Here is a 25,997-nt window from a genome sequence, read left to right as displayed (position 1 = left end):
AACGTCGCTCTTTCGCGCTCCGTTTCAGGCACTTATTCAATATAACGAACCCACCTCTTTATGTCAACTATTTTTCCCAAAATATTTTGGGACTGTTTGTGGATGGAGATGTAGTCCTTAAATTGCAAGGGTTTTACTTTAAGCATTTCTGGATAAAATTCTGGTTGTAACCGACTTTGGTCTTTTGCTATCCAGACTGCTTTTAAAGTGGCTGTTGCGTTGCTGGCTACTTCCCATTAAGAGGTGAAATGAGCAGTGATACCGAAAGTTAAACTAAAAGGTTGACCCGGAAATTGAGGACTCGCTTAAATCGGCGAAGCTCTTTAAGGTGCTGTAGTGGTTCAACAGGGCGGAGGTGACCGACGATCGCCTCTACTGGCTCGACTTTCCACATCCCGTGAAAAGTCAGTAAAGCTTACAAGCTCCAAGAAATGAAGGTGTTATTTGTCGCTGTGGTCAAATAATTTGTTGCTCTACATCTGAACCAAAATTATAGTATAGTTGCAAATCCTGGTTTGAATATACCGATAAGTGCAGGTTTGAACCATTAGCATTGCAGGTCGCTACATCTAGCGAGAGCTAAAGCTGCTCTCAAGCTTTGACAAGAGAGCAGTTTTGCATTCTCAATCAGCATCAGCTTTGTCCGAACGGATAGATACCGCACACCGAATTTGTGGTGGTCAACCTTAAGCCTGATTTTATCAGGAGCGGAAAATTTGAATTTTTAATCAACCAGGGGTAAGTTATGGTAGCGAAAAGCTAGGTTACGCTAGAATTTAGCGGGTCACTGCCTGATGCCAAACCAGCAGCGAACAAAACAGTGGAAATCGAGTTTAATGACCAGAACGGTATAGTCTTCAGTGCTTAAGTTAACGCAAAAAGCTTCTCGTTTGGCTGAAACTAGCGCCTCAGAATTCGCAGGTTAGGCTGGACTGTACCGGGCAAGCTTGGCCAACGAACAGAAAACGGCTTTGAGATGGTTGACGCAGGAATCCAACTTTTTGAGAAAAAAGCAAAAGAAGTCAAACCAGATATAGGGACAGCTTTCGCTGAAGCTGGCACAGGTTCATAGATGTGTGTCAAGTGCTGACGAGCTTGCTCAAGAGCCAATACTTCATTGCTCTTGTAGAAGCATTTTCAATTGCCTATTCAACGTTTGACTAATTACGTGTAATGTTTCTACTTGGGATGAGTTTAGGGAGGATGAAGGCAGAGTGGGCATTTCATGAGAATTGTTCAATAGATAGGGAGAACAATCTCAAATTCAGTTCCCTCAGTGGGCTGAGAACGCACAGTTAATGTGCCGCGATGTTTTTGGATAATAGAGTAGCTAACAAATAACCCCAAACCTTGACCACGGCCAACGGGCTTTGTGGTGAAAAATGGTTCAAAAATCCGCTCTTGCAGACTCACAGGAATTGTACTATCTGTATTGGCGATCGCAATTCGTAACCATTCACGATCTATTACTCCAGTACAAATCCGAATTTCTGGGTGTTGGCTGCTTTGGGGATTATCTCGAATCGCATCAATGGCATTGTTAATAAGATTCAGGAAGACTTGATTCAACTGGCTAGGATAGCAAGTAACTAAAGGTAGATCGCCATACTCCTTAATGACGCGCACTTCGGGTTGATTTTCAGAAGCTTGTAAGCGATGTTGCAAAATTAACAGCGTGCTTTCAATACCACTGTGTAAATCTACAGCTTTGATTTCGGCTTCATCTAAGCGAACAAAGTTGCGTAAACTCTGGACAATTTGGCTGATGCGATGACTACCAAGCTTCATAGATTCTAAGGTTTGATTGGCATCTTCAAACAGAAAATCGAGGTCAATTTCTTCCCGCTTATCTTGAATGGCTCGACTAGGTTGAGGATATTCCTGCTCATAAAGCATCAGCAAACTCATCATGTCTGCGATATAATTTTCTGTATGGGTGAGATTACCCTTAATAAAATTAACTGGATTGTTAATTTCGTGAGCAATACCAGCTACCAATTGGCCGAGGGATGACATTTTTTCGCTATGAATTAATTGTCCTTGAGTTTGCTGCAATTTTTTCAAGGTCTGCTCTAAATCTTGGGCTTTTTGGTTGAGAGCTTGGGTTTTGTGTTTTACCTCTGCTTCTAGGGTGCAAGAATAGTTTTCGGTTTGTTGATACAGACGGGCATTTTCCACCGAGATGGCGGCTTGGCTAGTTAGAAGTTGGAGAATCTCGATGCGATCGCTGGTAAAAGCGCCTAAAGTTAAGTTATTCTCTAAGTACAAAATACCGCTGAGTTTTCCTTGGCGACTAATGGGAGTACATAAAACAGATTTGGGCTGGTGAGCGATAATGTAGCGATCGCTGGCAAATTGCACTGCTGTACTCAAGTCTTCAAACACAGCCGTCTCTTGAGTTCTTGCTACTGCATAAATCAAACTTTGGGGAATTTCTGAGTATTGCTCCAGGGGAATTTCTAAAGTTTTTACCTCTTGTCGATCGGCTTGAGCTACAACTAACCATTGTTCATCTTGGCGAAGAACTAAATGACCGATTTGTGCGCCAGCATTGGCGATCGTAATCTGCATCAAGGTTGCCAACAGTTTCTCTAATTCAATTTCTTCAGAGATGGCTTGTGCGGCTTTCATCACCGCTTGCAAATCTAAGTATAAATTTTGGTTGCTAGAGCTTTTAGTTACACCTTTCATCAAAGTTAAGGGGATGGTTGTTGCAGATGTGATGGCAAGATTAGCCGGTTGGAGAATGGTTGTTAGTAGTTGCGGATATTCTTGTTCTAAATGGGCGATTTTCGCCTTTGCACCCCAATGGGCGTAGCAGTAGTAGGCTTGTTGTATATAGTCTGCGGCCAGCTTCTCTTTGCCCCAACCGAGGTAGAATTTGGCGGCCAGCTCATTGCTGAGTCCTTGTTCTTGGATATAGGCGTTTTCTTTTGCCCCCTGAATGGCTTTGTCATAATAAGTCATTGCGTCTACATGACCCAAAATTCTTGCCCGCTCTGCTTCAACTAAATCGTATTTGTGTTGATGATTGGCGGGAGCGTGGAACGCCCACTGACTCATCAATTTCTGGTTTTCTGCAACTTTTTCTAGTGCCCATTGTTGCTCTACCTCATTGCCATTTGAACAGGTAGCCAGGAGAGCGAGGGAGTAGTAGAAATTATGTTCCGCAAACTGCAAGAAACCAACCATGTTTCCTCGGTATTTTTCGGCTTCTCTAGCATGGATCAGTGCCTGCTGATAGTCCTTAAAGATGAACAGAAGAATGGTCTTTGCCAGATGGAGCAGGAACAGGAGAGTTCCGTTTTGAGTTTCAATTAAAATCGGCAGCATTTTCCGCTCGTCGAAACTTTCCCCAACCAATATTAGGGAATCTTCCGCTGCTCCCATCAAATTCAACACGAGCTGACGACAAATCTGCCCGAAGTAAATTTGATACTCTTGTTTGAATTTCAACAACAGATCGATGTATTTTTGCTGTTGCTGATTCACCTGCTCCAGTGTTTCACCGACGAAGAAAAGATAGTTGCAATAGGAGGCGGCGTTGTAGCAGGCATACTCTACATCACCCATTTCTAATCCAACCTGAATAGCTTCACGTAGGGGAGCGATCGTATTGCGAGCGGGTTCCCGCCAGTGCCGCACAAACACATCAAAAATGTTAATCACTTTTGCATACAATTTCCTGTCGTTGAAGCGCTCCAGCAATTTTAATCCTAATTGTCCAAACCGATAGCCTCTTTCAATTCCGGTTGGGCTATCACATAAAACCAGACCATAAACGGTGTAGCCAAATGCCGAAAATGCCGAGTTGCCAAATTGAATCGATAGGTTCACTAGTGTGTAAGCAATCAGTGGTAACAAATCTGGTTTAGCATTCAGGCTGGGAGTGACCATTGCGATCGCAATTCGCATGGCTGCTAACTTGTGCGGATCGAGCATCTCTGGCAGGTTCATCAAATCCTCGATCGCTAACTCCTGTGGGGGTTCTTTAAACAGCGGTTCGCCCAAAAACTCCAGCACTTGTAGACAGATGTCGATCGCTGCCAGCATTTGATTTTGAGCAATGTAGAAATAGATCCTGATTTCATACATCTTCACCTTTTCCAGCAAATCCTGGGCGTGCTGAAGAACAATTTCTGAAAGCTGTTCTGCCTGCTCGAAATGGGCAGTCAGGTACTCAATTTCAGCTGCTTCTGTATGAAGGGCAAGGGTTAGGTCGTAACGATCTTCCCAACCGTTTTCTGGGAGCGCTGCCAGCCCTGCTGTGAAGTATTTACTTGCCGTTTCATAGGCGGTTGCAGCCTTGGCTTTTTGTCCTGCTTGCAGGTTCAGTTGAGCTAGATCCAATTCTTGCAGTCTGGAGATTTCGTCACCATTTTGTGCATTCAACAATCCGGGAGAAGTGTTTTGAGCCGTTAATCTCAGACCGTAATTCAATTGATTGACAATTTCAAAAATTTTCCCTTCCCGCTCGGCTTCAGGCGTATTTGCCCACAGTTGTTGCCCGATTTTGAAGTGGGTAGACTGTTTTCGCTCTTCTGGAATCAGACCGTAGGCAGCTTGTTGGACGCGATCGTGCAAGAATTTATAAGGAACGACAATCTCACCACCGCGATTGATGTTGTCTGAGTTATTTGATTGGAAGAACTTGTAGGTTTCATTAATGGGGAGAATCAGCCCTTCTTGTAACGCCGTCCATAGGTTGCCCGCCATATCAACAAGTGATGTTTCAGAAACCCTTGCCAAGGTCTTTAAATCAAATTGGTTGCCAATACAAGCCGCCAGTTTCAAAACCTCCTGTGTCTCCACCGGAAGTTTCTGTAACTGCAATGCCATGAACTCTACCACTCCATCGGTCAATGCCAACTGCCGCACCGAACCCAGATCGCATTGCCAGTAACCCAGTTCTGGCTGGAACTGAATCCAACCCTCCTCGTGCAGTGCTTTGAGAAACTGGGTTGTAAAAAAGGGATTCCCTTGGGTTTTCTGGTATACCAATTCCGTCAGGGGTTGAGCCAGTTCCTGGGGACAACTTAACGTGTCTGCCACCAACTGATTTACCGTTATTTCCACCAAGGGTTCCAGGGTAATCGTATTGACGATAGCTTCGGCTTGCTGAATCTGTTCCAGTGTCAGCATCAAGGGATGAGCCGGAAACACTTCATTATCTCGATAGGCACCCAGAATAAGTAAATATCCAGAACTGGCTTCACTCATCAATAATTGCAGTAAGTTCAAAGAAGCCGAATCTGCCCATTGCAAGTCATCTAGAAACATCACCAGCGGATGCTCAGGGGTGGTGAAAACCTGGATAAATTTCTGAAAGAGCAAATTGAAACGATTTTGGACAGCACTACCAGATAGTTCTGGGACTGGCGGCTGTTGACCGATAATTCGCTCTAGTTCAGGAATCACATCAACGATCGCTTGTCCGTTTTCACCCACAGCCGCCAAAATTTTCGCTTTCCACGCCGCCAATTGGAAATTACTCTCACTCAGCAGTTGTGCCATCAAATCACGAAAGGCTTGCATAAAGGCACTGAAGGGAATATTACGCTGGAACTGATCGTATTTGCCTTTGATGAAGTAACCGCGTTGTCTGACAATTGGTTTATGGACTTCATTGATCGCCGCAGTTTTACCAATCCCGGAAAATCCTGCTACTAGCATCATTTCTGAACTGCCATTAGCGACGCGCTCAAAAGCTTTCAGCAAGGTTGCAACTTCTGTTTCTCGCCCATAGAGTTTTTCGGGGATAATGAAGCGATCGCACACATCCCGTTGTCCCAGGATAAAGGTTTCTATTCTACCCGTTGCTTTCCATTGATTGAGACAGCATTCTAAGTCATGCTTCAAACCCAAGGCGCTCTGATACCGATCTTCGGCATTTTTCGCCATCAACTTCAATACTATCTCTGAGGCGATCGCGGGAATTTCTGGATTAATGCTGTGTGGAGCGAGTGGGAGCTTGGCTAAATGACAGTGCAATAACTCCATCGGTTCATTGGACTGAAAGGGTAATTGTCCAGTCAAAAGTTCGTACAATGTCACCCCTAAGGCATAAAAATCGCTGCGGTAATCAATGGCGCGATTCATTCGTCCGGTTTGCTCTGGGGAAAGATAGGCAAGGGTTCCTTCCAACACATTGAGATTTTGGATTTCCTGGGTTTCGCGGGGGAGGAGGGAGGCAATGCTGAAGTCAATCAGCTTGACTTGTTGCGATTCTGGATGAATCAGAATGTTGGCGGGTTTGATATCTTTGTGGATGACTCGATGCTGGCAGATATCATGGAGAATATCGGCAATTTGTCGGGCAATTTCTAAGATTTCCCGTAAAGACAGGGAATAATTTTGGGTATAGTCCCGTAGGGAAATGCCGCCAAAGTCTTCCATCACTAAAGCATAGCTGTTACCGTAGGCTTCTAGGCTGTAGGGGTGGGCTATGCCAGGAATGTTAAGATTTTTAGTAATTGTATACTGGTTACGAAACTGTAATAATTCGCTAAAGGTGGGGTAGTCTTGCTGTAATAGTTTAATCACCACTGGACGCTGACTTGACTCCTGCACTGCTCGATAAACTATTGTCTGAGAACCTGCATAGAGTTGCTCAACAATGGCATAACCAGGGAGGTGCGGCAATGGATTCGAGTAGGGGATTGCTGCCAGTGTCATAGTATCAAGTTAAAATGTCTAGAGGAAGGTTATAAATCTAATACTTCCCAAGAATTTGGCAGAATAAACATTCCGTAAATTACTTACATAATTGGTTAGCCGCGACTCGGCAAGAAGGTTACACCGCATTGGCAACCAAAATCATTGATATACCCAGGCTGTAGCCACCAAACTAAGAAAATGAGGATTGAATTTTCTTAGTTTCGGCTGTTTGAAAGCATTTTCTCCTCTACTCAAGGGCTGCGATCGCTTTGGCACTCAAAAACCCAGCCGGGATGACTGGGCTTTTGTTAGGAGCAATTAAAAGGAGCTAGCAAGCGTAAATTTATAGCACAGATAGTTGTTAATAGAGCAAGAGTTAGGATGAAACAGCCCTGCCTCCCTTGCTCGCCTCAACGGTATAGCCAAACACGCAATAGTGAAAGCAGTTGCTCAGTATCTACGGGTTTGGTGATGTAATCTGATGCACCGGCTTCAATACACTTCTCGCGATCGCCTTGCATGGCTTTAGCTGTCAGTGCAATAATCGGCAAAGATTTAAATTGCTCGTTTTGGCGGATTAAGCGTGTTGTTTCGTAACCGTCCATTTCTGGCATCATTACGTCCATCAAAACGACATCAATATCTGGTGTAGTTTCCAACAGGGTAATTCCCTCCCTGCCGTTTTCAGCATATAAAACCTGTATTTGATAACGCTCCAGCATACTTGTCAGCGCGAAGATATTACGTACATCGTCGTCTACAATTAGCGCTTTCTTGCCAGCGAGTAAGTAGTCTATGGAATGCAGTTGTTCAAGGATTTGTCGTTTGGGTGCAGGTAAATTTGCTTGGACTCGGTGTAAAAATAATGCTGTTTCATCAAGCAGACGTTCGGGCGATCGCACATCTTTAATGATGATTGTTTCGGCAATCCGTCTGAGTTCCGTTTCTTGAGCTTTGCTAATTTCTCTACCTGTGTAGACAATAATTGGTAAAGTTTTGCCGTGAGGTAAAAGCTTTATCTGCTCGATCAGTTCAAACCCGGTCATGTCGGGTAACCCTAAATCGAGAACCAGGCAATCAAAATGCTGGGAGCGAATAGCTTCTAAAGCTGCTGCACCAGTGCTCACTGCTGTGGTAGAAACATCGCTGTTGCCAATCAACTCAACAATACTAAGCCTTTGATTGTCGTCGTCTTCGACTACCAACAAATTTTTCACTTGGCGCTCAACAAAACCTTTAATTTTGGCCAACGCCTCAGATATTGTCTCGCTGGTTAAGGGTTTTTGCAAATATGCGATCGCTCCTAGTTGCAAACCGCGCTGTCTCCCTTCCTCAACGGTCATGATATGTACAGGAATGTGGCGGGTATTAGGGTCATGCTTCAGACGATCTAATACAGTCCAACCATCCATTTCTGGCAACCTGATATCTAGCAAAATGGCTGAAGGGAGGAATTGCTGCGCTAGCATCAAACCTGTAGTGCCTGTTTGGGCAGTAATTACCTTGAATCCGTGCTGTTGCGCCATCTGTAGCAGGATACGCGCAAAATTAACGTCATCCTCAACAATTAGTAACACGCGATCGCCTGCGCCGATAGTGGTGCGATCGTCATTTAGGAGTGCTGTTGTTAGCGGGGCGTTTAGCCCGTGAGGAGTGAGGAGTGAGGAGTTAGGAGTGGGGAGTGAGGAGTGGGTAGAGACGCGATTAATCGCGTCTGTGCTGGATTGAGTTGATGTTGACTCAGCACTCAGCACTCGTGATTCAGGAATCAATTGTGGAAAAAAGAACGTAAAGGTGCTACCTTGACCGGGTTGACTGATTAATTTAATTTCGCCGCCAAAGAGACGGGCGATTTCACGGCTAATTGATAAGCCCAATCCGGTGCCGCCGTATCTCCGACTGGTAGAGCCATCGGCTTGCTGAAATGCCTCGAAAATCACTTTCTGCTTGTCGGGAGCAATGCCAATGCCTGTATCGCTGACTGAGAAGGCGATGACATTTTGGGCGCGATTCAAAGTTAACTGGTCTTTGCTCCATCCCTGCTTCGCCACCGCAATCTGTAAGCGTACCTCCCCTTTTTCTGTAAATTTAAAAGCGTTGGAGAGAAGATTTTTCAATACCTGTTGTAAGCGTTTGACATCTGTATAGATGGTTGTGGGCAATTCTGGAGTCAATTCAATTGTGAAAGCAAGTCCTTTGCTCTGAGCGATTTGTCGGAAGGTGCGCTCAATCTGATCGCCCAATTCTGTCAATGGCATTTGCGTCATGTCAATCGACATAGTTCCAGATTCAATTTTCGCGAGATCCAGAATGTCATTGATTAACGCCAACAAATCATTACCTGCTGAGTAAATTGTTTGGCTGTATTCGACTTGCTTGGCGCTGAGGTTGCGATCGATGTTATCTGACAACAACTTCGCCAAAATCAACAAGCTGTTTAGCGGCGTCCGCAGTTCATGGGACATGTTGGCGAGAAACTCTGATTTGTATTTTGAAGAAAGGGCGAGTTGTTCAGCCTTATCTTCTAAAGAGAGTCTTGCTTGTTCAATTTCTCGATTTTTGCGCTCGACTTCTTGCTTTTGTATGGCTAACAACTCTGCCTTTTCTTCTAACTCAGCATTGGTTTGTTGCAGTTCTTCTTGCTGTCCTTTGAGTAAATCTTCTGAGGTTTTGAGTGATTGGGCTTGTTGTTCTAGGCGCTTGTTGGTTTCCCGGAGTTCATTTTGCTGGGTTTGGAGTTCTTCAGCCAGAGATTGCGACTGCTTGAGTAATTCTTCAGTTCGCATGGATGCTGCGATCGTGTTGAGGACGATCGCTATACTTTCGGTAAGCTGGTCGAAGAATGTCAGATGAATTTCGCTAAAGCGCCGGAAGGACGCTAATTCTATGACTGCTGTCACTTGTCCTTCAAAGAGTACAGGTAACACTACGGCATTAAGTGGAGACGATTCTCCTAAACCAGAGGCAATTCTGACATAATCACTTGGCACATCTGTCAACAGTATTCGCTCTTTTTCTAAAGCGCATTGTCCCACCAAACCTTCACCCAAGTGAAAACGGTTAGCCAAATGTCTGCGTTCGCGGTAAGCGTAGCTACTAATTAATTTCAAATACGGTATATTTTCCCCAGACTCCATCAGGAAGAATACGCCGTGTTGCGCTCCTACTAAGGGTGCTAGTTCTGAGAGAATTAGTTTAGATACGGTTTCCAAGTCTCGCTGCCCTTGCAGCATTCGGGTAAACTTGGCTAGGTTAGTTTTCAACCAATCTTGTTCGGTATTTTTCTGCGTTGTCTCGCGCAGATTAGCAATCATCTGGTTGATGTTGTCTTTGAGTATCGCTACTTCCCCTAGTGCCTCGACGGCAATTGAACGAGTTAAATCGCCCTTAGTTACAGCTGTAGCAACTTCTGCGATCGCTCTTAATTGAGTTGTCAGTGTAGCAGCAAGTTCATTTACATTATCCGTCAAATCTTTCCAAGTTCCAGCCGCGCCAGGGACTCTAGCTTGTCCGCCTAACTTCCCTTCAATTCCCACTTCCCGCGCTACTGTGGTTACTTGATTGGCAAATGTCGCTAGAGTATCAATCATCTCGTTGATTGTCTCTGCCAAGGTTTCAATTTCTCCCTTAGCATCTAACATCAGTTTCCGTTTCAAGTCCCCGTTAGCAACCGCCGTTACAACTCTGGCGATACCGCGTACTTGTGCCGTTAAGTTCCCCGCCATCGAGTTAACGTTATCTGTTAAATCCTTCCAAGTTCCTGCAACACCTTGGACTTGCGCTTGTCCGCCTAACTTCCCTTCAGTTCCCACTTCCCGCGCCACCCGCGTTACTTCACTTGCAAAGGAACTGAGTTGATCCACCATTGTATTGGTGGTGTTCTTCAAGTCCAAAATTTCGCCTTTGGCATCGACGGTAATTTTCTTAGATAAGTCGCCATTTGCTACCGCCTTGGTAACTTCCGCGATGTTGCGAACTTGTCCGGTGAGGTTCCCCGCCATCGAGTTCACGTTATCTGTTAAATCTTTCCAAGTCCCAGCCACTCCTCTGACGTAAGCTTGCACGCCAAGTTTACCTTCCGTTCCCACCTCACGGGCAACCCTGGTAACTTCTGATGCAAAAGAATTTAGCTGATCCACCATTGTATTAATGGTGTTTTTAAGCTCTTGAATTTCACCTTTCACATCGACAGTGATTTTCTTGGATAAGTCGCCGTTAGCTACCGCCGTGGTAACTTCGGCAATGTTCCGCACTTGTGCCGTCAAGCTTCCCGCCATGAAGTTCACACTTTCGGTGAGATCCTTCCAAGTACCGGCTACTCCCTTAACTTCTGCTTGTACGCCCAATTTACCCTCAGTTCCCACCTCCCGCGCCACCCGCGTCACTTCACTTGCAAAGGAGTTGAGTTGATCCACCATCGTATTGATGGTGTTCTTGAGTTCCAATATTTCACCTTTGACATCAACGGAAATTTTCTTCGAGAGGTCGCCATTTGCCACCGCCGTTGTGACTGTAGCAATGTTTCGCACCTGTGCCGTTAAACTTCCCGCCATGAAGTTCACGCTGTCAGTTAAATCTTTCCAAGTTCCAGCTACACCGCGCACATCTGCTTGTACGCCTAATTTACCTTCGCTTCCCACCTCCCGCGCCACGCGCGTCACTTCACTTGCAAAGGAGTTGAGTTGATCCACCATTATATTGATGGTATTCTTGAGTTCGAGAATTTCGCCTTTGACGGCAACAGTAATTTTCTTGGATAAGTCACCATTGGCGATCGCAGTTGTAACTTCGGCAATGTTCCGCACCTGTGCCGTCAAACTTCCCGCCATGAAGTTTACGCTGTCGGTTAAATCTTTCCAAGTACCAGCAACGTCTTTCACTTCCGCTTGTACGCCCAATTTACCTTCAGTTCCCACCTCACGCGCAACTCGCGTCACTTCACTTGCAAAGGAACTGAGTTGATCCACCATTGTATTAATAGTATTTTTCAACTCCAGAATTTCACCTTTGACATCAACGGTGATTTTCTTGGATAAATCGCCTGTTGCAACCGCCGTAGTTACTTCGGCAATATTCCGCACCTGCGCCGTTAAACTTCCCGCCATGAAGTTTACGCTATCGGTTAAATCTTTCCAAGTGCCAGCCACGCCGCGCACTTCTGCTTGCACGCCCAGTTTACCCTCACTTCCCACCTCACGGGCAACTCTTGTTACTTCTGATGCAAAGGAATTTAGTTGATCCACCATTGTGTTGATGGTATTTTTCAACTCCAGAATTTCACCTTTGACATCGACAGTGATTTTCTTGGATAAGTCGCCTGTTGCAACGGCTGTAGTTACTTCGGCAATATTCCGCACTTGTGCCGTTAAACTTCCCGCCATGAAGTTCACGCTATCAGTTAAATCTTTCCAAGTGCCAGCCACGCCGCGCACATCGGCTTGCACGCCCAGTTTACCTTCACTGCCCACTTCACGAGCAACCCTTGTTACTTCACTTGCAAAGGAACTGAGTTGATCTACCATTATATTGATGGTATTTTTCAGTTCAAAAATTTCACCTCTAACATCGACGGTGATTTTCTTAGATAAATCGCCATTTGCGATCGCAGTGGCAACTTCGGCAATATTTCGCACCTGTCCGGTGAGATTACCCGCCATTAAGTTAACGTTGTCAGTTAAATCTTTCCAAGTCCCTGCAACTCCCCGGACTTCTGCTTGTACGCCTAACTTCCCTTCAGTTCCCACCTCACGCGCAACTCGCGTCACTTCACTTGCAAAAGAATTAAGCTGATCCACCATTGTATTGATGGTGTTTTTCAACTCCAGAATTTCGCCTTTCACATCGACAGTAATTTTCTTGGATAAATCGCCATTTGCTACCGCCGTTGTCACTTCCGCAATATTCCGCACCTGTGCCGTCAAGCTTCCCGCCATGAAATTTACGCTGTCGGTAAGGTCTTTCCACGTACCTGCTACCCCGCGAACTTCTGCTTGACCGCCCAATTTACCTTCTGCACCCACCTCACGCGCAACTCTTGTTACTTCACTCGCAAAAGAATTGAGTTGATCCACCATGATGTTGACGGTGTTTTTCAACTCTAAAATTTCGCCTTTGACATCAACAGTGATTTTCTTAGAAAGGTCGCCATTCGCTACCGCCGTTGTCACTTCCGCAATGTTACGGACTTGGGCAGTTAAATTTCCTGCCATCAAGTTAACGTTGTCAGTTAAATCCTTCCAAGTCCCTGCCACTCCTTTAACTTCGGCTTGTACGCCCAACTTCCCTTCAGTTCCCACTTCACGCGCAACTCGCGTCACTTCCGATGCAAAAGAATTAAGCTGATCCACCATCGTGTTGACGGTGTTTTTCAACTCCAGAATTTCGCCTTTGACATCCACAGTGATTTTTTTGGATAAGTCACCATTTGCGATCGCAGTTGCAACTTCGGCAATGTTGCGAACTTGTCCGGTGAGATTACCCGCCATCAAGTTAACGTTATCCGTCAAATCTTTCCAAGTGCCAGCCACACCTTGCACTTCGGCTTGAACGCCCAACTTACCTTCAGTTCCCACCTCACGGGCAACTCGCGTTACTTCCGATGCAAAGGAACCAAGCCGATCTACCATCGTGTTAACGATATTAGCAGTTTGGAGAAACTCGCCTTGGAGAGGTCTGCCTTCAATTTCTGTAGCGATCGTTTGAGATAAGTCCCCATTGGCGACTGACCGAATTACACGAGTAGTTTCAGCTGTTGGTTGGACTAAATCTGTAATTAGAGTATTGACAGAAGTAACACAATTTGACCAAGAACCCCGAACGTCTCCGAGAGAGGCGCGTTCAGCAATTTTGCCTTCTTTGCCGACAACGTTACCAATCCGTTGTAGTTCTGCCGCCATCCGCTCATTCTGGTCAATAATATCATTGAGCGTATCAGCTATTTTACCAGCTACACCAGTATGGTCTATGGGCATCCGAGCAGAGAAATCACCCTGTTTAACAGCATTCAGCGTTCTTAGTAGCTGATTTAAATCTAGATTGTCACTGTCTCTAGTTAACTGTTCGGTTGCCATAGCCTTATCTTTAAAGAATTTACTAGGTTTTCGTGTTTAAAAAAGGTTTTCTAAATGCAGAAAATTGATTTTAACTCTCATCAGTGCTTCTAGGTTTTCTGATATTCCCTCTAGCAACAAATCTTAGATTATCTGAATTAGCTTGGAGTACATGGTTATGTAACTGTTGAATGTCCCCAGTACTGATTGTGCATAGAATAGAGGTTAGTGAAGCTGAGTTGAGCCTGGCTGCTGACTGAGGGCGATCGGTTTTACTGCCAGTTTAAAACTTTTAGCGAGGTTAGTCTGTTTAGCGTTAATAACCAAAACAGTATTTTGGTTGTAGAGATAATAATCAAATTTAGCTTTTAGGTTGTTGTTTTGAATTAGTTACTTTATATTCCGGTTTGCACCCGTAATGCGTACTAACTCTAATGATAGCGGGGGAAATTAAAATTTCTCAACAAACAACGCAGGAGAGAAGTTCGCTATTGCGTTCGTGCAGCGTCTCTCCAAGTAGAGTGTTGCTACTAAAAAAGATGTAGTGAACCAGCAGTATAGGTCAATACGGTTCGCCTAAGGTTTTTTGATGACACGCCCTAGATCGCAAATCGCCGTCTTTACAATAATCAGTCCTTTGTAGAGACGGCGATTTATCGCGTCTCTTGCCTTAACCGAACCGTATTGCAATTGCAGTATAGGTGGGTTTGGCACATCTCTTTTAAGTAGCTGGACAAAAATATTTACAGTCATTGCGTTCCCATTGGCGTAGCCTCTCGTAGAGAAGGGTAGGAAGTGAAGCAATCGCAAGGGGTTGCGGTTTGACATTATGTAATTAATTCTGTCCGACTACTTATTTATTGATTAACTTGCGATCGCTTCCAGGGGACGGTTATGCCATCGCAACTGACCTTTTACGACTAGGACGCTTGCGATCTGATTTTTTCTTTAGTCCAACCGCTTGGGCTTGATCGCTATCTGAGCCATATTGTCCGCGTATTACTTCTTTCATGGCTAATACAGCATTGTGAAATTCCCATTCTGCTAATCGCGCAGCATCGGCAGCAGCACGGTATAAAGTTAGTTTCTCGGTTTCGGCTTGTTGCTGCGCCAACATAGTCTGATAAGCTTGCTGTAAGTTTGTAACAGAGGCATCAGCACGGGTTGTATTGTATGTGCTGATGGTTTGCAAACCGTGTAATGAGGTTATATCTTGACTAATTGATTGAGAGGGTAAACGGCGTGTTTTATCTTGGGTAGGCATATATGCATACTGTTGTAAGGGATAAGTTTAATGTGCCCATTGCAACAAAAAAAATAACAGTAAGTGAGATTTTTAGATAGAACAAGGTTAAAGAGACGTGGGCTAATTTTTGCAAGTCGATGCAATGGCATTGTTAGCCGGAACAATCGCATTGTTAGTCGGAACAATCGCATTGTTAGTCGAAACAATCGCATTGTCAGCCGGAACAATGGCATTGTTAGCCGAAACAATCGCATTGTTAGCCGAAACAATCGCATTGTTAGCCGAAACAATTAAGTAAGTGAGTGGGAAAATTTACAAGTATGTCATTACTATTGATTGGAGGGTAGGACAAAAAGCCCGCCCGGAGGCAAAAACGGGCTTTTCAACTTACCCAGCCTACAAGATTGAATAATTTATCGATTTTCGATACCCTGCGGAAGCGATAACACATTTACAACACTAGGGTGGGGAAATCTCCAAATCTTTGCAAATCTTGATAGCTAGAATCTCCACAATCTCAGTATGCCTTGGAACTGCGGAGGTTCTGTTATTTGATGGATTGTAATAAATCGTATGCCTTCCACCCTCCCGAAGAAACAAACAGCCGTTCTTTTCCAAATGACGAATCAATTCACGTCTTTTCACTATAATTTGACAGTAATCTGTTCGCGCACGACATCTTTACCGGAGAGTTGTTGCTCTGCGAGTTCCCGATTTGAGATTAGAATCAACTCTATCGCTTCCCGTAGACTTTCTCTAGCTTCTTCCAGAGTTCTCTCTTGAACATTAGCGCCGGGTAACTCTTGGACATAGCCGATATACCAATCATCTAACTTTTCGTATACAGCAGTAAAAGAATTTTCCATTGTTGGATGCTTCATAACCAAAGTCTATATTTTACCTTGTATAACTAAGATAATAAGCCAGAATTTGCTTTTTATCTAGTGGCTTCAGTGTCGGTTTCTGCTTGCTTATCAAAATATGTTGCCTTTATTTTTCGTAGTTGATTCTTTTGCACGATCGCATCTAGAAACTCTTCCTCTATAGTATGGATAGAAACTATATTCTCTTTGGGTAAAAAGACATAACCAGTTCCATATTCTTCAACAATAAATAAAACTACACCCTCAACGGAAATTTTTATGATATCCCATGCTTCCCTTGAGTAAATCTCCAAGTAGCCCCTTTCCTGTAATTTGAACAATATTTCCGGTAGTTGTTTCAATTCTATATAAAACAAGTTTTTTTCTATACCATTACCAAAGGTCATACCTAATTGTTTGAGGTAGTCGATTGTATCCTCCAAATCATCGTCGTTAATACTGAAAAACTTTCCAATAATTGTCTGAGTCATTGCAATCTCCTTTTCAGCCCTTACCTCTAAACATTCTTTTATTGTCTATTGAATATTTTACTCAGCTTCTTGTTGCGTCTTTCCTTAACCCATCTTCATCGGAAAAGATAGTAATCAGAAACTTCATAATTTATCCCTATTTACTAAGCTGTCACACCCTCCAACTCCTCATCTGTCAACTCATACAATTGCCGCAACTTATCTAACTTATCACTATCAGCTTCCCAGAAACCCCGCCCATGCGCCTCTAACATTCTGCCTAAAATATTGCGAAAAGCTTCAGGATTTGCTTTCCGTAATTTCTCCGCCATCTCTGCATCTAAGGCATAAGTATCAGCCGCTTGGTCATAAACCCAATCATCGGTAAAATCGGCAGTACCACCCCAACCAATCAACGCTGTCATCCGTTGGGAAATTTCAAACGCACCACCAGAACCTTGATTCGCCATTGCTTGCGCCCATTTGGGATTTACCAACTTAGTGCGGTACTCCATTCGCAGCAAATCATCTAAATTGCGGGGTGTAGTATCCTTCGAGAAACTTTCCACAAAGCTGGTTGTAACCTTCTTACCGCCTTGTTTTTCTGCTGCCTTTTTCAAACCGCCAGTATTAGCGTAATATTCTTGAATATCAGTTAAACCATATTCTACCGAATCGATTTCTTGAACAATGCGATCGCTAGTTTTTAACAACGTATTCAACACTTCCGGTCTAGCTTGACCTTTATCTTCTCTCCCGTAGCTGAATACATTGCGACTTTGCCAAGTATTCCCCAACTCCTCACCAGATTCCCAGTTACCATCAACCACGCGATCGTTCACCAAAGAACCAAAATCACCCGCAGGATTAGAAAACAATCTCGCCGATGCATTTTCCACACCTTGGGCTTTTAAAGCTAAAGCGTGTCTTCTAATAAAATTGCGATCGTCCGGTTCGTCAGCATCAGCCGCCCGTTGAAACAAATCATCCAACAATTCGATGATATTTACAAAACTATCCCGGAAAATTCCAGACAAATTACCCAACACATCAATGCGGGGATGTCCAACCTCCGCCAACGGCTTCAATTCATAACGAACAATTCTGCCAGTTCCTTCCTTAACAGGTTCAGCCCCCACCAACTCCAAAAGAATCCCCAAAGATTCACCCTTAGTTTTAATCGCATCCAATCCCCAAAGCATCACCGCCACCGTTTCCGGATATTTCCCATATTCATCCAAATGCTGCGCGATAATTTTTTGAGCAATTTCTCGCCCTCGTTCATACGCCGCAGGCGAAGGCATCCGATAAGGATCTAAAGCATGAATATTCCTCCCCGTAGGCAAAACACCAGCCCCATCCCGCAACAAATCCCCCCCAGGCGCAGGCGGAATATATTCCCCATTCAACCCCCTTAACAAATTTGTTAACTCATCCGTAGATTGCATCAACAAATCCCTTATTAGCCTTTCCTCCTCCTCTCTTCCTTCGCGTCCTTTGCGCCTTTGCGGTTCGTTTTCTTCCTCTTCCCCCCCAAAATAAGCCTCCAAATACGCCCCCAACTCCTCCTCATTCGGCGCTTCCCCCAAAGTATGCAACCCCGAAGAAAACAACCGATTCTCTAAAACCTGCAAATATTCATACAACTCCACCAAATAATCATCAAAAGCATGACCGCTAAACATCCGCACATTCTCCGGCGTAAACGCAATCCCCAACCGTTTAGCATCCTCAAACGGACAATCTGCATCCAACCCAGAATCAACAATTTTTTTACAAATCCCTTCCTTCAGCACATAATTCTTTTGCGGATCTTCCCGATACTCCGCAATCAAATCTCGCAACGCCACCAATTCCTTATACAAACCCGCACGACCATAAGGAGGTACATTATGAGAAATCAACACACCATAACCGCGACGTTTTGCCAACATCGATTCAGACGGATTATTCGCCGCATATATATATAGATTAGGCAAATTTCCTAACAGAATATCCGACCAAGAATAACCCGTATTCCCCAACGGAGAACCAGGCAACCATTCCACCGTTCCATGCATTCCAAAGTGAACTATAGCATCAGCTTCAAACTCATTTTGCAACCATTTATAATAAGCAGCATATTGCGGGTGAGGCGTTAAATCCCGTTCAAACATTAAGCGCATCGGGTCGCCTTGTATCCCCAAAGGTGGTTGTACACCTATCCAGACATTTCCTAATTGCACACCGCCAATCTGGAATTCGTCGCCATAAGTTTTAATTCCAGTTCCCGTGAGAGATTTCCATTGTTTTTCAATGCGGGAGGTTTGCAGATATCCCAACCATTTTTCTAAAGTGCGAATATTGACACTATTTGTGGGGTGGGCAACATGAGCGCCATTATCAAGGGGCAGGCGAGACGACTGCCCCACAAGAGGATTAGCTTCATCCGCCTCTTTTACCCAGCGAATCAATTCTTCTCCATCTTCTGGTAAATCTCCCACGGTATAACCTTGTTCTTTGAGAGCGTGGAGAAACTTCAGCAAGCTACGCGGCACATTTAATAATGCAGCTGTGCCCACAGCACCATAACCGGGGGGAAACCCATATAAAATGATGGCAATCTTGCGTTCCGATGCAGGTTTTTGCCGCAAAGCCACCCAAGTTTTTACCCTACCAATTAATCGCTCCACTCGTTCGGGAACCAGATAAATATTTTCGCCCACCAAACCACCGAGGGGAACGGTATCAATAGCCCCATCCAATTCTGGTAAGGCGTACAATACGACACTTTGCAAGCCGCCGATACCTTGACGCGTCCATGAGGAAATATCTTGAATTAATAGTGGTGCAGCAACAATATAAGGTACATTTTTGGCAGTGAGGATACGCTTTGCTACTTCCACCTGACGGCCAGCTTCCATTGAACCAGCCGGGCCACCTACCAGAGGAAAGCCAATTGTAGAAACGATCGCATCTACTTTTACTGCTTCACTTGATAGTGAGGGAGTTTCTATATTACCTAGTTTTCGTTGCTGAATTTCATAGTCGGTTGTCATCAAATCTCGTACCGCTACATGTCCTTCTACGCCGTTGATGAAGATGGGTAAAGGAGTTAAACCGGCTTTTTCAAAACTGCGAATTAGTTGGGGAATGTAGGGTTGTTTGGTAATGACGTGTTTGCGGTAGAGGAGAATTCCTACAACTGGTTTTGTAGAGACGCGATTCATCGCGTCTATTGGGAAGACGCGATGAATCGCGTCTCTACAATGGGTTTTATACCATTCTAAATAGTCGCGGGGTGATTCAAAAAACCCTTGATAGTCGGGGTGGAGTAATCCGATGTTGGGGGTTTCAATTAGCGGGGGAATGTCGCCGACTTTTAAATTTAAATATTTTTCTGCCAGTGTCCAGAATAATGAAGCGACGTTTTCTGGGCCGCCAGCATTCCAGTAACCATAGATAATTAACCAGTTGCGTAAGTCTTGGACTTTTTGCACTGGGACATATTTCAGTAGTTTGGGGCCAATTTTTAAGAAGCTGATGTAACCAGCGAGTTTGTCTTCTTCTCGTCCGTTGCTAAATTTGTCGAGGATGAATTTAACTGGTTTGGGCATTCCTTTGGGTTTGTCGCCAATGGCAAAGTCACCCAGCTTGGTTAAACTCATCAATTCTAAGGCTGACTCGAAAACTAGGCGGATGGGAATTTGGGCAATGCGATCGCCAAGCCACACAACTTGGTCATAATCAAATAGGAGGCTACCGAAAAACACATCAGCGCCATCGAGTGCTGCTTCTACCTCAGTGCGTTTGTTGGTAAGATCGCGATCGCTAAATACCCGAATATCCAACTCAGGACAGCGAGAGTTAGCCAAAAAGGCTGCTTTTCTGTACAAGTCAGCGTTGAATGATTCAAACCCAGCAATCAAGACGATGCGTTTCATGCCTGTAAGCTACGAAATATTTCTTTACTTAAATTTTAAACTCGCTTTCAGACTGATTGTTAAATATCTACCGATAGATTCCGGTCAGTAGTTCCTTGAAATAGTTAGGGCTTCACTATCACCAATGGCTTTGGGATATTTTGATTTCAAAAAAGTTGTGATGTGATAAGTCAGATGTAGAAGCGAAAACAACTCTCTATCTTGACGCTTCGCAAAGACATCAAATGCGTAGGCATAGCCCGTCGTTCGCCAAAAATCCTGCAATCATGCTGTAATCCCATACCTGTCAGTAGTAGTTCAAATTTTCTTTCCATAGTCCACCGGACTGTAGCTAGAATGTTTACGACTTTATTTGTAAGCTTCAGGGGGTGCGTTTGGTTTAGGGATTTGGGTATCGAACTAGGACAACGGGCGCGTAAATCCAGCTACCATCTCAATTAACAAGATTTGGGGCTTTAAAGGTAGACGAAGTGACGCCATAATGTACTAGGTACATTTGTCATAGCTTTCTACTTTTACAAAAGGTTATTATCTGAATAATGGAGGCAATTGCTGCATTTCAGTTTATTGCAAAAATTAACTGGTTGTTCCCAATTTGGATAAATTATAATGGTTGTGTTTTTGGTGACAATCAACCTTTGAATTAGTGAATTTTACCAAATAAAATTTGCTATTCATTTTCGCACAAAAGCTTATTTTGTCTAACAGCGTAGTAATGCTTAAAATAACGCGGACATTACCAAAAACTACTTCAAAAAATTGATTAGCAAAATTTTGTCTCCATAGTTTGAAGTAGTGTAAAAACAAGAAAGTTGAGGATGAAATTATGAAATTCGGAATTGATAGCGGGCACAATTGTCCACCAGACACAGGGGCTAGAGGAATTAAATTTGAGGATAATTTAACTCTAGATGTAGCTAATAGAGTGATAGCCAAGTTAAGAGCTTTGGGGAATGAAGTCGTAGTATGTAAACCAAGTAGTGCTAGTACAGTACGTGACTCACTCTCAAAAAGATGTTCTACAGCTAATTCGAGTAAAGTAGATATTTACGTCTCGATTCATTTTAACTCCTTTAACGGGCAAGCTAATGGCACAGAAGTATTTGCTACTAGTGATACAGGTAGAAAAATTGCTAAACCTGTATTAGATGAAATCGTAAAATTAGGATTTTTTAATCGCGGCGTTAAGAGTGGTTCTCACTTGTACGTTCTGAAAAATACAGATATGCCTGCGATTCTTGTAGAAGGTTGCTTTGTCGATTCGCAAAAAGATATGAATCTTTTTAATCCGGAAGCAATGGCTAATGCGATTGTCAAAGGCTTAACTGGTAAAGTGCCAACTGCTCCTGTTAACCCCGTACCAGATGAAGAAGAGAATGTAGATACCACTATACTTAGACTGCAAAAGGCCTTAAATCGACTCAAAATAACTGATAAAAATGGTAAGGCGTTAGTGGAAGATGGCTTCACCGGGGCTAACACCAAATCTGCTGTAGAAAAATTTCAGACTATTGTCGGAGTTCAGCCGACTGGAATTGCTGACTCAGCTACATGGAATGCCATAAATCTAATTTTGGCAAAACGAGTGCTCAGACCAAACCATGCTGGTAATGCAGTTATCAGATACTTGCAATATCGTCTAAATGTTGATAATGATGGCGTCTACGGCCCGCAAACAGAGGTTGCAATTAAGAACTTTCAAAAGCAAAATGGTTTAGATGCCGATGGAATTGTCGGCCCTGCTAGCTGGCAGAAATTAATTGGTTAGGCTGATGGTATGCTCATCTGGATGATAAAACTATAGCGATCGCAGATGCAAATTTCTGCATCCTTTGACTATTTTCCAGATAGGGGGGCTAGCTGCGGGAGCAAAAAGCCCCCTTTAACCATCTACATCTTGATAGTCAGAAGATCGAGTCTTAACCTAAGCATATTGCGGCGTAGATATCGCCTGAAGCCCCGTTGACCTAAAATAATTAAAATAAATAACCAGGGCGTAGGAAGTCACCTATGCTGCTGACATGAATATGTTCAACTTAACCAGATTTGCATTTGGTCACAGGTAATTTCCTATCGCTCTGGTGCTTCTTTGGCGGTGAAGTTTCGCCAAAAGTATAAAAGTAAAGGGCTTTTTAAGCCTATAACAATTGTTACTATTTTGTTGTATAAGTGGACACAATTTTTTGGGTACTAGGTTTCTACTACCCATAGTAAAGACGTTACACTGCAACATATTTACAATTATTTGATACCTAAAATTTATCACCCTAGCGTGTAGATATAAGCTTGTCTTAAACGCCGTACCATCTCTCGACGCACTTCATTTTGGATGCGGTTTCCACGCCGCCAGTGTTCTAACTGAATATTATCAACATAGAACCTCACAGAAAATTGCATAGCAGAGCCTTGAATATCAGTTAGCTGGACTTGTGGTTCTTTCCAAGCAGTATTAGACTCTTTAAAACTATCATGTAGCCATTCGACAAATTTTAATGAATAGTCATCTAATCTAGTTTCAGCTACTCCTGGATTTAAGATTTTCTGGAATAATTTATTCAGTTTTATTTTCAAGAGTTCAATTTTTTGCTCCCATTCGTCCGGCAAAAGATGTTGGTCTTCAAGTACTAAATCGGGATCTTTTAACCAAGTTTGATACCATTGGCGAATTAAGCTAATCAGAGTTGGTTTATCAGTCTTTTCTTGTTCTTCTAGCCGCGATCGCAGACGCTTGCCCTTACGTTCTGAGGTGACTACCAGCCCCACAAGGTTCAATATTTCTAGATAGTTTTTCTGTATAAGTTTTAGTTCTTCTAAATTCAATCCACCCTTTTCTAGCTGCTTAACTTCTCTAATAAAACCTTCAAATGCTTGTTCAATTTTTTGCATTTGGCTGTTCACATCTTTTTCAACTAATAAACGCAGCCGTCCAGCTTCTTTTTTTGATAGTTTATCGCCTTCTGCTTCTCTCAATGCAGCAAAACTGTCCAAATGCTCAATTTTTTCATCAATATTACCCAATGTATCTGGATGTCCAACGATAATTTGTTGCAGAATTTTTGTTGCTACAACTGCATCAGCATCAACTCTAACTGATACTTGAATTGTATAAGCGTAGTGAGTTGTAGGACGACTGAGATTGACTATATTTTGACCTCCCAAAGTCGTGTTTGGTGTATATACCTCGCAATGCTCGTTAATCATATATAGTTTTGTCACTCGGATACCAATGTGTTTGATAATTGCAATTGAACCATCTGGCATGGAGATGACATCACCAAATCTAAAGGGTGTATCAACTAACAAAACCAAACCGCTAAAAAAATCGCTTAAAATATCTTTTACTGCCAATCCTAACACTATAGTAATACTACCTAAAGCTAACCCGATTCCTGTTAAATCAACCCCAAGGGTACTGAAAAAGAGAGATATTCCAATTAGGTAAGTGATGACTGGAATAAAATTTTGGAGGAGTGGGATTAATACGTCATCCCAAACAGCCTCAGTTTTACGGGCGTAGTCTTTTAAGTAGTAGACTGCTGCTTCTGTAAATAACACAGTTATCCCGTAAGTAAAAGCAGCAATTAGGAAAGCTGTGAGTCCTCGATCGATCCAATTAATAATTTTCCCTGCTCCTAATTGGGACAACGAGACTTTTAGACCGACAAGGATAAAAATAGCGATCGCAGGGATTTGTAAAATACCAAGAATGAACTGGGCTGTATCTTTTTCTGTACGGCGGAGAAACGATCGCAGTAGATGGAATAGTAATATGTAGAGTGTGAAGACAACAACTATGGATACGCCGAATGTATAGAAAAAAGAGCTAATTTGTGCGCCCGTTGGTAAAGTTTGGGGTGGTACTACGCTAGCTTTTGATACAGATTTTGCCGCTTGGGCAATGAGAGGATAATTCATTGGTGTCTACTTCAAGTATTGGAATTTCAAATAAGTTGTTGAAAAAAAGTCACTAGTCAGGAGCAAAGCCACCTTGCCAAGTGCAACAGGAAATAAGTCACAAATTTATAACGGCCACTTACCACGGCTCTTAGCAGCACTTCAAGGTGAGCCAGAACTGGATGGTATGCTGTAGTTAAACAATTAATTCCTGCACAAGATCCTGTAAAATTAGAATCTATACTCGTTTATAAATTAGAAAATATAAGTTTGGTGAAACTGAGGAGCGATCGCGTTAATTTCCGTGAGAATTGTATCCTCTGTATTTTGCTCAAGTAAACTTCGGTGCAGAAGAAAAGCGTACTTGCAATTAAGGTTGATTGACATTATCCTTGAGCGCCTGTCGAGCTAACTTTACGTAAGTTTTCACAGTAGCGTAGGGCATCTCTAAATCTTGGGATATAACTGAATGGCACTAAAAAAGCTCTAAGCCTTGTGGAATAAGGGCTATAGCTGAATGGCACTAAGTTAAGCTGAAAGGTAAGCGGCGTAGGGATGCTCCAGGGGCAGGGGAGCAGGGGGGCAGAGGGGAATTTCTAAATATCTGAACGCAATGCCTAAAATTTCTTCTTTCTCCCCCGCTCCTCTGCACTCCTGCTGCCTCAACGATTTTCCCTTTTCTTAGTGCCATTCGGCTATAGCTTTAAATGCCGAGGCGATCGCGAATGGAGAGATAATGTACGGTTGTCCAAAAGCTTTTGGAGCTAGAAAAAGCTTACTCGTTCATGAAATACTTTCACAAGAGACGAGCAAGTCAACATCATAAACACTACTGTGACACTATTTGTCCCTGAATAATTTGAGTTAATTCATTGCGGCTACGATTTGCTTCTAACCAAAAAGCTAACCCAAAAATAATTAACATTAGTATAGGCATACCTATAAATAATACAGCCATATTGTTAGGCATAGCACCTGCTAATGTTATTGGAATAACTGCACTATACCAGCAGAAAAACCAGAATCCTAAAAATGCCATCACAAAAGGATGTGTGTTCATTTGTACATGAATCACTGTTTGATGAGATTTTACTTCAAAGTGCCCTCGAATCACTGGTAAAAATGAGTTGCGGTAGTGAATTATGCGGCTGATTTGAAAGCCTGACTCAGAAATACTTCCTTCATAAGGGGCGTGTTTTGTAGAAAATCTAAATATTCTGGTAGGTTCAACTTTTGCATTTAGCCGTTGCAAAACTACAGGCAGTGGATCGGGTGTCAAAATTGTAAAGCTATCGTAGGGTAATACTTTCATCTTGATTGAAGTTGTTGAGTGAGAATAAAACCTCGATATTTTGTAATATGAATTTCATCAGTTTATTCAACACAGGTCTTATTTTAAGTTTTCCCTCAACAACAGCTTTTTTAACAAAAATCTTGTGAAAATAATTTTGGCATCCAGTTTTCAGATTGCATTGGGGATAATAGCGATCGCGTTCCTACTGATTAGGCAAATCATCATCTATCATAGTTTCAATGACACTGGTGTTAGAAATTTGACACAAGTTGAATCAGGGGGATACGAATAATAAACTCAGCGCCAACTCCTGGTTGCGAAATGCGATCGCTATCTTCACAGCCTTGAAATGTCGTAGCTGCTTACACCAGAAATTGCAATTCGCAAACAGAGCCATAATTGACGAGAATAAGTCTTTTTTGTTCAATAATGTAATTGCACGGATTCCCTCTATAATATCTGTGCGTATAAAGAACAGATTGCTTTCTTTTACGTAATGTTACTTAAAACCTAACCGAGAAATCCCTTGGAGAGTTTTCGGGTAATTATTCACTCTCCCCAAGACAAAATTGTCGAAACCCTTGGTTTTTCTTTGAGCAGT

The 25,997-nt window shown here is 43.2% G+C and carries 13 protein-coding genes; 2 read left to right on the top strand and 11 right to left on the bottom strand.

Annotated features, from left to right (window positions below; all coding sequences use genetic code 11):
• Positions 1-268: 268 nt before the first annotated feature.
• The 5 genes from V7L01_RS01240 to V7L01_RS01220 form a co-directional block, all read right to left on the bottom strand.
• Positions 269-394, bottom strand: coding sequence for a hypothetical protein (locus V7L01_RS01240; protein WP_335031152.1), 126 nt, complete (start codon positions 392-394; stop codon positions 269-271).
• 842 nt (positions 395-1,236) lie between these two features.
• Complete coding sequence (locus V7L01_RS01235; RefSeq protein ID WP_335031150.1) at positions 1,237-6,675, bottom strand: trifunctional serine/threonine-protein kinase/ATP-binding protein/sensor histidine kinase; 5,439 nt, start codon at positions 6,673-6,675, stop codon at positions 1,237-1,239.
• Between the two features lie 392 nt (positions 6,676-7,067).
• Complete coding sequence (locus V7L01_RS01230) at positions 7,068-13,727, bottom strand: HAMP domain-containing protein (protein ID WP_335031148.1); 6,660 nt, start codon at positions 13,725-13,727, stop codon at positions 7,068-7,070.
• A gap of 555 nt (positions 13,728-14,282) precedes the next feature.
• Positions 14,283-14,459, bottom strand: a complete 177-nt coding sequence (locus V7L01_RS01225; protein ID WP_335031146.1) for a hypothetical protein — start codon at positions 14,457-14,459, stop codon at positions 14,283-14,285.
• A gap of 139 nt (positions 14,460-14,598) precedes the next feature.
• Positions 14,599-14,970: a hypothetical protein gene (locus V7L01_RS01220; RefSeq protein WP_335031144.1), complete on the bottom strand. Its 372-nt coding sequence runs from the start codon at positions 14,968-14,970 to the stop codon at positions 14,599-14,601.
• Positions 14,971-15,079: 109 nt separating this feature from the next.
• Here V7L01_RS01220 and V7L01_RS01215 point away from each other — a divergent pair, with 109 nt between their 5' ends.
• A complete protein-coding gene (locus V7L01_RS01215; protein WP_335031142.1) occupies positions 15,080-15,250 on the top strand; it encodes a hypothetical protein in 171 nt (56 codons plus the stop codon).
• Positions 15,251-15,411: 161 nt separating this feature from the next.
• On the opposite strand, the gene V7L01_RS01210 is transcribed toward V7L01_RS01215, so the two are convergent.
• The 4 genes from V7L01_RS01210 to bchH all read right to left on the bottom strand — a co-directional run bounded on the left by V7L01_RS01210 (position 15,412) and on the right by bchH (position 20,208).
• Positions 15,412-15,597 (bottom strand): type II toxin-antitoxin system HicA family toxin, encoded by a 186-nt coding sequence (locus V7L01_RS01210; protein WP_194043187.1) that lies wholly within the window; start codon positions 15,595-15,597, stop codon positions 15,412-15,414.
• Entirely contained in the window at positions 15,597-15,833 is a 237-nt protein-coding gene (locus V7L01_RS01205; RefSeq protein WP_335031140.1) for a type II toxin-antitoxin system HicB family antitoxin, read from the bottom strand. Before V7L01_RS01205 ends, V7L01_RS01210 begins: the two co-directional genes overlap by 1 nt.
• Before the next feature lie 56 nt (positions 15,834-15,889).
• Positions 15,890-16,306 (bottom strand): hypothetical protein, encoded by a 417-nt coding sequence (locus tag V7L01_RS01200; RefSeq protein ID WP_335031138.1) that lies wholly within the window; start codon positions 16,304-16,306, stop codon positions 15,890-15,892.
• A 143-nt stretch (positions 16,307-16,449) separates the two neighbouring features.
• Positions 16,450-20,208 (bottom strand): magnesium chelatase subunit H, encoded by a 3,759-nt coding sequence (gene bchH, locus V7L01_RS01195; RefSeq protein ID WP_335031136.1) that lies wholly within the window; start codon positions 20,206-20,208, stop codon positions 16,450-16,452.
• An 826-nt stretch (positions 20,209-21,034) separates the two neighbouring features.
• Here bchH and V7L01_RS01190 point away from each other — a divergent pair.
• Positions 21,035-21,976 carry an N-acetylmuramoyl-L-alanine amidase gene (locus V7L01_RS01190; RefSeq protein WP_335031134.1) on the top strand — a complete coding sequence of 314 codons (942 nt, stop codon included), beginning with the start codon at positions 21,035-21,037 and terminating at the stop codon, positions 21,974-21,976.
• A 494-nt stretch (positions 21,977-22,470) separates the two neighbouring features.
• Here V7L01_RS01190 and V7L01_RS01185 read toward each other — a convergent pair whose 3' ends face one another.
• Both V7L01_RS01185 and V7L01_RS01180 read right to left on the bottom strand, forming a co-directional pair.
• Positions 22,471-24,123, bottom strand: coding sequence for a mechanosensitive ion channel family protein (locus V7L01_RS01185; protein WP_335031132.1), 1,653 nt, complete (start codon positions 24,121-24,123; stop codon positions 22,471-22,473).
• 808 nt (positions 24,124-24,931) lie between these two features.
• The gene (locus V7L01_RS01180; protein WP_335031130.1) at positions 24,932-25,414 is read right to left on the bottom strand and encodes a hypothetical protein; all 483 of its coding nucleotides are present in this window, start codon (positions 25,412-25,414) and stop codon (positions 24,932-24,934) included.
• Between the last annotated feature and the right edge of the window lie 583 nt (positions 25,415-25,997).

The organism is Nostoc sp. (assembly GCF_036917095.1).
Taxonomy (GTDB): domain Bacteria; phylum Cyanobacteriota; class Cyanobacteriia; order Cyanobacteriales; family Nostocaceae; genus Nostoc.
Note: the sequence above shows the minus strand (reverse complement) of the source record. Positions and strands in the feature narration are given on the sequence as shown.